This is a genomic window from Actinomyces sp. MRS3W, from assembly GCF_032465695.1.
Lineage (GTDB): Bacteria > Actinomycetota > Actinomycetes > Actinomycetales > Actinomycetaceae > Actinomyces.
In genome coordinates this window covers 1-8,132 of the sequence record NZ_JAWDJJ010000085.1, presented here as the reverse complement: position 1 = coordinate 8,132, position 8,132 = coordinate 1, and the positions used below count along the sequence as shown (strand labels likewise).

The window sequence follows — 8,132 nt, the reverse complement described above, 5'->3', positions numbered from 1 at the left end:
CTACGCGCGCTACCACAACCCGCATGAGGTGCTCGGCGCCCATGTGGGAGACGGCGGCGTCACGATCCGCACGGTGCGCCACCTGGCCGACGCCGTCGTCGTCGTCACGCCCGACGGTTCCTTCCCCGCCCGGCACGAGCAGGACGGCATTTGGGTCGCCGTCGTCCCCGGGGACGCGATTCCGGATTACCGGATCGAAGTGACCTACGGGGAGGAGACCATCACCGTCGACGACCCCTACCGGTTCCTGCCCACCCTGGGTGAGATGGACACCTACCTCATCTCCGAGGGTCGGCATGAGGAACTGTGGGAGGTCCTGGGCGCGCACCTTAAGCACTACTCCGGCCCCATGGGGGACGTCGAGGGTGTCGCCTTCGCGGTGTGGGCGCCCAACGCCCGGGCGGTGCGCGTGGTGGGCGACTTCAACTACTGGGACGGCACCGCCTCGGCCATGCGCTCGCTGGGTGCCTCCGGCGTGTGGGAGCTGTTCATCCCCGGCGTCGGGGTGGGTGCCCGCTACAAGTTCGAGCTGTGCTTCCAGGACGGTTCTTGGCACCAGAAGGCCGACCCCATGGCTCGGGCCACCGAGGTGCCGCCCGCCACCGCCTCCGTGGTCACCGACCGCTTCCACGAGTGGGATGACGCCGAGTGGATGGCCCACCGCGCCGTCACCGACCCGCACTCCGGGCCGATGAGCGTCTACGAGGTCCACATCGGTTCGTGGCGTCAGGGCCTGGGCTACCGCGGCCTGGCCGACGAGCTGGTCCCCTATGTCAAGGACGCCGGCTTCACCCATGTGGAGTTCCTGCCGGTGGCTGAGCACCCCTTCGGCGGCTCCTGGGGTTACCAGGTCTCCGGTTACTACGCCCCCACCGCCCGCTTCGGCACCCCCGACGACTTCCGCTACCTGGTGGACCAACTGCACCAGGCCGGCATCGGCGTCATCATGGACTGGGTGCCCGCGCACTTCCCCAAGGATGAGTGGGCGCTGGCCCGCTTCGACGGCACCCCCCTGTACGAGGACCCCGACCCGCAGCGCGGCGAGCACCCCGACTGGGGCACCTATGTGTTCAACTTCGGCCGCAACGAGGTGCGCAACTTCCTCGTGGCCAACGCCCTGTACTGGCTGGAGGAGTTCCACATCGACGGGCTGCGCGTGGACGCGGTCGCCTCCATGCTCTACCTGGACTACTCCCGCGAGGAGGGCCAGTGGCACCCCAACCAGTTCGGCGGCCGGGAGAACCTGGAGGCGATCAGCTTCCTGCAGGAGGCCACCGCCACCGCCTACCGGAAGAATCCCGGCACGGTCATGATCGCCGAGGAATCCACCGCCTGGCCGGGCGTCACCGCGCCCACCGAGTACGGCGGCCTGGGCTTCGGTCTCAAGTGGAACATGGGGTGGATGAACGACACCCTGCGCTACCTGGCCGAGGAGCCCATCAACCGCCGCTACCACCACGGGGAGCTCACCTTCTCCCTCGTGTACGCCTTCTCCGAGCAGTTCATCCTGCCGCTCAGCCACGACGAGGTCGTGCACGGCAAGGGTTCGCTACTGTCGAAGATGCCCGGCGACGCCTGGCAGGAGCTCGCGGGCCTGCGCGCCCTGTACGCCTACCAGTGGTCCCACCCCGGCAAGCAGCTGCTGTTCATGGGCCAGGAGTTCGGGCAAGGCGCCGAGTGGAACTCGGACAATTCCCTGGACTGGTGGATCCTGGACGACCCGGGCCACACCGGCCTGCTCCGCCTGGTCACCGACCTCAACACCTTCTACAAGGACTCCCCCGCCCTGTGGTCGGATGACTTCTCCCACCGCGGCTTCGAGTGGATCGAGGCCGGCGACGGCGACCACAACGTCCTGTCCTACCTGCGCAAGGGCACCGGCCCCGACGGGCGCTCGGATCTGGTGGCGGTCATCGTCAACTTCGCCGGCACCCCGCACGAGGGCTACCGTGTGGGCCTGCCCTTCGCGGGCGGCTGGGACGAGGTCATCAACACCGATGCCCCCGAGTACGGCGGCTCCGGCGTGGGCAACCTCGGCCACGTCGAAGCCGAGGAACTGCCCTGGAACGGCCGCCCCGCCTCGGTGCGGCTGCGGGTCCCCCCGATGGGCGCCATCTTCCTGCGCCCGAGCCGGGACTGAGTCGCGGGCCGTTCCCGAGCGGAGGGCCTGAAGGCGGAAGGAGGGGCTGGTGAAACACCCGGGTGTTTCACCAGCCCCTCCGGCGTCCGTGAACAACTATCGCATTCATACGGAAGCAACGCTCAGCAAAGATGCGAATACCAGAATCACTGCGTCTCTCGCGGCTACCACCGGGGCGCATGATGACAGCAACAACGCAACCGGCCGCAACGCCCCTGCGAAAGGAGTAGTGCACGATGAGCGCAGACCAACTCAAGAAAGCCTGGGAAGAGGAGGAGCGCCTCGCCCATATTCGCGGATGGGACTTTTCTCATATCCACGGCAGGTACACAGAAGAAGATGACCTGCCATGGGACTTTCGAGAGATAGTCCAGAAATACCGAGCAGACAGCATGGAACTAATGGACATGGACACCGGGGGCGGAGAGTTCCTGCTCTCCCTTCATCACCCCAACGAACACACAGCGGCGATCGAGGGCTATCCCCCCAATGTGAAACTGTGCAAAGAAGTCCTGCCACCACTGGGGATTAACTTCAAGGAGGGTTGCGGAGAGGATGAGCTCCCGTTCCCCGACAGTAGTTTCGACATTATCACAAACCGCCACGGCGAATACGACCCCGCAGAGCTGCAGCGCACGCTAAGACCGGGCGGATTATTTCTGACGCAGCAAGTAGGCGCAGAGAACGACCGAGAGCTGGTTCAACTTCTTCTTCCCCACATCATGGAAGTCCCCTACCCCAAGCAATACCTCGAGGCAAGAATATCAGAGCTTATTGACCATGGGTTTGAAGTCTTGGAAAGCGGCGAAGCGCACCGGCCAATACGGTTCTACGACGTGGGAGCCCTCGTCTGGTTTGCGAGGATTATCGACTGGGAGTTTCCAGGTTTTTCAGTGGAAAGCTGCCTTGAAAAGCTGCACCAAGCACAATCACTGATCGACAATACCGGCGTTATTGAAGGTAACATCCATAGATTCTACGTCGTAGCAAGGAAGACGCAATAAGCAGCCCCAACCACCCGACGGAGCCGACTACGGCTGCGCCATTCCCGGTCTTCTCCCCTGGACCGGCCACCGCGGACCGGGATGGCTGTATCGCTCCGGTCGTTTGGCGACCCAGAGGCGCATTGGCATTGCCCGTCCAGATTATGGAGATACATAGCGGCAACGGCCGCGCAACGTTCACCGTGACGTGCCCCACACCGCACTACGCGCCACAGTCTGCAGCACCGTATCCGTGCAGAATCCGTGCAGAGTCGCGGCGCTCACCTCGATGTGACGTCAAGGGCCACACCGCTGTGAGCCACAAACCTACCCGGAGGCTTGGCAGGACAGGTATCGTCCAGATGCATGCATGCGTGCGGTCCCCGCCCTAAGTAGCGAACCTACACGATGTACACTTTTTCGGCCGTTGCAGTTTCTTGCAGCGGCAGCCTCCGTAGTCTGACAAGGGAAGAAGAATGACGCAGAACCTGGCCCAGACCGTTCCGTCGCAGGTCCGGTCCGCCTCGGGTCGCTCCGCCGGTGCCTCCACCCAGATGGAGGTGTGGCAGGGACTGTCCGCCGCCGTCGTCGACGCCATCGCGGACGACTGGTACGCCACCGAGCAGAAGTACCGCGCCGGCAGGATGGAACACTACTTCTCCGCCGAGTTCCTCGAGGGGCGTGCCCTGCTCAACAACCTCACCAACCTCGGGCTGGTCGAGGAGGCCAGCCAGGCGGTGAACGCCTTCGGGCAGAACCTCACCGACATCCTTGAGCAGGAGCCCGATGCCGCGCTCGGCAACGGTGGTCTGGGACGCCTGGCCGCCTGCTTCCTCGACTCCTGCGCCACCCTGGAATTGCCGGTGGCCGGCTACGGCATCCTCTACCGCTACGGGCTGTTCAAGCAGCTGTTCGAAGACGGCTTCCAGACCGAGCACCCCGACCCGTGGATGGAGGAGGGCTACCCCTTCGTCATCCGCCGCGAGGAGGCCCAGCGCATCGTCCGCTACAACGACCTGACTGTGCGCGCCGTCCCCTACGACATGCCGATTACCGGCTACGGCACCAAGAACGTGGTCACCCTGCGGTTGTGGCGCGCCGAGCCCATGGAGGAGTTCGACTACGACGCCTTCAACTCCCAGCGCTTCACCGACGCCATCGTCGAGCGTGAGCGCACGGGAGACATCTCCCGCGTGCTCTACCCCAACGACACCACCTACGAGGGCAAGGTGTTGCGGGTGCGCCAGCAGTACTTCTTCTGCTCGGCCTCCCTGCAGGAGATCGTCGACAACTACGTCGCCCACCACGGCGAGGACCTGAGCGGCTTCGCCGACTACAACTCCGTCCAGCTCAACGACACCCACCCGGTGCTGGCCATCCCCGAGCTCATGCGTCTGCTCATGGACGAGCACCACCTGGGCTGGGACCAGGCCTGGCAGGTCGTGACCAAGACCTTCGCCTACACCAACCACACGGTGCTGGCCGAGGCCCTGGAGACCTGGGAGATGTCCATCTTCGACCGGCTGTTCCCGCGCATCGCCGAGATCGTCCGCGAGATCGATCGCCGCTTCCGTCAGGACATGGCCGAGCGCGGTATCGACCAGATGCGCATCGACTACATGGCGCCCCTGGCCGGAGACAAGGTGCGCATGGCCTGGATCGCCTGCTACGCCTCCTACTCCATCAACGGCGTGGCGGCACTGCACACCGAGATCATCAAGCGTGACACCCTCAAGGAGTGGCACGACATCTGGCCCGAGCGCTTCAACAACAAGACCAATGGGGTTACCCCGCGCCGCTGGCTGCGCCAGTGCAACCCGCGCCTGTCCGCACTGCTGGATGAAGTGGCCGGCTCCGACGCCTGGGTCAAGGACCTGTCACTGCTGGCCGAGTACACCGACGCCGCCGACGACGACGCACTGCTGGACCGCCTGGCCGAGATCAAGCACGCCAACAAGGTGGACTTTGCCGCCTGGGTTGCCGAGCGCGAGGGTATTGAGATCGACCCCGACGCGATCTTCGACGTGCAGATCAAGCGCCTGCACGAGTACAAGCGCCAGCTGCTCAACGCGATCTACATCCTCGACCTGTACTTCCGCATGAAGGAGAACCCCTCGCTGGAGGTGCCGCCGCGCGTGTTCATCTTCGGCGCCAAGGCGGCCCCCGGCTACATCCGGGCCAAGGGCATCATCAAGCTCATCAACGCGATCGCGGAGCTGGTCAACAACGACCCGGTGGTCTCCCAGACCATCAAGGTGGTCTTCGTCCACAACTACAACGTCTCCCCCGCCGAGCACATCATCCCGGCGGCCGACGTTTCCGAGCAGATCTCCATGGCCGGTAAGGAGGCCTCGGGCACGTCCAACATGAAGTTCATGATGAACGGCGCCCTCACCCTGGGCACTCTCGACGGCGCGAACGTGGAGATCCTCGACGCCGTTGGTGACGAGAACGCCTACATCTTCGGTGCCACCGAAGACGAGCTGCCCGCCCTGCGCCAGACCTACGACCCCAAGTCCGTCTACGAGACCGTCCCGGGCCTCAAGCGGGTGCTGGACGCCTTCACCGACGGCACTCTGGATGACAACGGCTCCGGCTGGTTCGCGGATCTGCGCCGTAGCCTGCTGGAGGGCGGCGACGCCGACGTCTACTACGTGCTCGGCGACTTCGCCGCCTACCGGGCCACGAAGGACGCCATGGCCGCCGACTACGCCGACCAGCGCGCCTGGCAGCGCAAGGCGTGGGTCAACATCACCCGCTCCGGCCGTTTCTCCTCCGACCGCACCATCAGCGACTACGCCAAGGTGTGGGGCATCGAGCCTCAGCCGGTCGCCTGATCGCAACGCGGCCTAGCTCAAAGGCTCCCGCCCCTGGAACGCAGGGGCGGGAGCCTTTGAGCTAGTGCAGTGACGGTGGTTCAGCACCGAGTCAGCGCAACAGGTCAGTACAAAAGGGTGGCGAGCTGGCGCCGGGCGCGAGCCACCTCGGGAGTGGCAGCGCCAATGACATCGAACAGCTCCAGCAGCCGCACCCGGGCGCGCTCACGGTCGTCGCCGGTGTGACTGCGCACGACCTCCAGTGCCCGTCCCAGGCAGGCGTTGATGTCACCGAGGGTCAGGGCCGCGTCTGCCCCGGCGAGCTGGGCCTCCAGGTCCGCACCCGGGGCGTCTGCGGCGGCCAGCAGGGCGGCGGGGTCCTGGCCATCCATGCGGGCGAGCAGACGGATCTGGTTGCGGGCCGCCTGCAACGAATCGTCGGCAGGCGCCTGGGCGATGGCGTGGTCGTAGACCGCCTCAGCGCCGGCCCAATCCCCACGCTCGATGGCTTCGCGAGCCTCCCGCTCCACCGGCGTCTCCTCGGGCTCATTCGGCTCCGCAGGCGCCTCAACGGCGATGCGGCCGGTGATGCCGTTGCGCTCGGCCACCTCCAGCAGCTGGTCGAGCAGGGCGCGCAGCTGCTCCTCGGGAGCACTCCCCTGAAACATGGGCACGGGTTGCCCAGCCAGCAGGGCGACAACCGTGGGCACCGCCGTCGCCTGAAGTGCCTGGGCCACCTCGGGTGCGGTGTCGACGTTGACGCGGGCAAGCTGGAACCGCCCGGCGTACTCGCCCGCCAGGCGCTCCAGCAGCGCCGCCAGATCGGTGGAGACCTGGGAGCGCGGCGTGTGCAGCACCACCACGACAGGAACCTGCGCCGATCCCTCCGCCACCTGCCGCAGCGTCGAGGCATCCATGTCGACGACGAGGGCGCCGGACGCCGTACCCTGCGCCCCGCCTGCAGGCGCGTCGGCAGGGGTTGCCCCCGACTTGGGAGCAAAGGAGGACAGGTCAACGGCACCGAACATGCTCATGGTGCGCCTTTCCCGGGCTGGGCCCGCAATCTGTTGTGGCGACGTGTTGTGTTACGCCAGGGAGCGTAGTCCCGCCGCGGATACTCCTTGGGCCACGTTCGCCCCCGGCGTCAGCCCTCCGCCTCGTCCTCCTCTGCCGGGGCCTGGGAGTCGTCGCGGGAGACCGAGGCGAGCACGAGGTCCATGCCCAAGGCGGTCGCGTTGGCGTCGGCGTCGGCGGCCGGAATGAGGAAGGCGACCATGACGTCGTAGTTCGCGGTGACGGTACCCACGACCTCCTGGTCTTCGCCGAGCAGTGCGCCGACGGTGCTGTCGGCCAGGGACAGCGTCGAACCGGCGACGGTTTTCTTGTAGACCGTCGCGAAGCTCAGGGTGGTCATGGTGATGACGCCGCCGTCGGCGGTGCGCAGGCTCTTAAAGCCATCCGAACCGGCCTTGGCGCTCACCGTCACCTCACCGATCTCGGCGAGGTCAACGGCGCGTTCGGACGCGATGCGCTGGCGTAGGACGTCGTCGCCAAAGGCCTTGCCATTGTCGCCATCGGGGTTATTGAGCGCATCGACGTAGGCGTCGAGGACCTCCTGCGGGCTGGCCTTGAGCTCGGTGGCGTCGTCGGCCTCGATCTGCTCGGTGCCGATGGCCGGGGCATAGGTGGCGGGGATCTCCACGCCGGCGAAGAGCTGGGTCCAGCCCCACAGCTGGAAGTTGTCGCGCGCGGAGTCCTGGGTCAGGGCCAGCAGGTAGCCCTGCTCGTCCTCGGCGAAGTCGGTGATGGTGAGCACCGTACGCGGGAAGTCCGTGGCCAGCGCGACGGTCCCCGCCTGGCTGTCGGTAGTGAAGTTGTGAACGAAGGTGTCATCCGACGTCGCCTTGGCGACGGCGTACTCCTCGCCGCGGATCCGCGCGGCCGGACCGGTGAGGTAGCCGGCTAGCGCGTCGGTGTTCTTCTCCGCATCTGCCGCCTCCAGACCGGTCTGGATGCGTTGCAGCACAGTCGTGAGGCGGTCGGAATCCAGCACCGGCTGGGGGGTCGGGGTACCGGTTGCCGCCGGAGCGGCGGGCACGTCCTGGGAGCAGGCGGCGAGCACGGCGGCGACGGCGCTCGCGGTGGCTCCGGTGACGAAGGCTCGGCGGCTGGACATCATGCGTGGTGCTCCTG

The 8,132-nt window shown here is 66.2% G+C and carries 5 protein-coding genes; 3 read left to right on the top strand and 2 right to left on the bottom strand.

Annotated features, from left to right (window positions below):
* The 3 genes from glgB to RWX45_RS02415 form a co-directional block, all read left to right on the top strand.
* Positions 1-2,140, top strand: a 2,140-nt coding sequence (gene glgB / locus RWX45_RS02425) for a 1,4-alpha-glucan branching protein GlgB (protein ID WP_316022196.1), incomplete at its 5' end; no start/stop codon positions are given.
* Positions 2,141-2,376: 236 nt separating this feature from the next.
* Positions 2,377-3,144, top strand: a complete 768-nt coding sequence (locus RWX45_RS02420) for a class I SAM-dependent methyltransferase (RefSeq protein WP_316022195.1) — start codon at positions 2,377-2,379, stop codon at positions 3,142-3,144.
* A 455-nt stretch (positions 3,145-3,599) separates the two neighbouring features.
* Positions 3,600-5,960, top strand: coding sequence for a glycogen/starch/alpha-glucan phosphorylase (locus RWX45_RS02415; protein WP_316022194.1), 2,361 nt, complete (start codon positions 3,600-3,602; stop codon positions 5,958-5,960).
* Between the two features lie 104 nt (positions 5,961-6,064).
* Here RWX45_RS02415 and RWX45_RS02410 read toward each other — a convergent pair whose 3' ends face one another.
* A complete protein-coding gene (locus tag RWX45_RS02410) occupies positions 6,065-6,973 on the bottom strand; it encodes a tetratricopeptide repeat protein (RefSeq protein ID WP_316022193.1) in 909 nt (302 codons plus the stop codon).
* Positions 6,974-7,083: 110 nt separating this feature from the next.
* Positions 7,084-8,118, bottom strand: a complete 1,035-nt coding sequence (locus tag RWX45_RS02405; protein WP_316022192.1) for a hypothetical protein — start codon at positions 8,116-8,118, stop codon at positions 7,084-7,086.
* Between the last annotated feature and the right edge of the window lie 14 nt (positions 8,119-8,132).